This is a genomic window from Vibrio sp. 704, assembly GCF_033339295.1.
In genome coordinates this window covers 1-524 of record NZ_JAWOUH010000983.1, presented here as the reverse complement: position 1 = coordinate 524, position 524 = coordinate 1, and the positions used below count along the sequence as shown (strand labels likewise).

1 protein-coding gene is annotated in these 524 nt (G+C 48.5%); it reads right to left on the bottom strand.

Going from position 1 to position 524, the window contains the following annotated elements:
* A partial coding sequence (cobA, locus tag R7R24_RS30235) for a uroporphyrinogen-III C-methyltransferase (RefSeq protein ID WP_318120654.1) occupies positions 1-524 on the bottom strand: 524 nt, incomplete at both ends.

Genomic DNA, 524 nt, shown 5'->3' with positions numbered 1-524 from the left:
TGATTACCACGAGCCAGTGTTGACCAATCCATCTCATCACTTTCTTCTTTCAAGTGACCAGTAACAAAAATGGCCGATTGAGCATAATCACGGTGCGTCAACGGAATGCCAGCATATGCTGTCGCTCCTGCTGCGGCAGTAATACCAGGCACCACTTGAAAACGAATGCCAGCATCAGCCAACACTTCTAGCTCTTCTCCACCGCGACCAAATACGAAAGGATCACCGCCTTTTACTCGTACTACTCGGTATCCTTGCTTAGCAAAATCAACCAAAAGTTGATTTGTCTTTTCTTGCGGTACACTGTGGTGCCCTGCACGCTTGCCAACACAAACTAAAATCGTATCGCTTGGGATCAGCGCCATGATCTCTTCAGACACCAAATAGTCGTACAAGACCACATCCGCCTGCTGTAAACAGTTCAGTGCTTTAATGGTGAGAAGTTCAGGGTCGCCAGGGCCAGCACCAACCAATGCCACTTCGCCTGGTTTGAGTGACTGCTTTGCAAAACGAGTGACACCAAC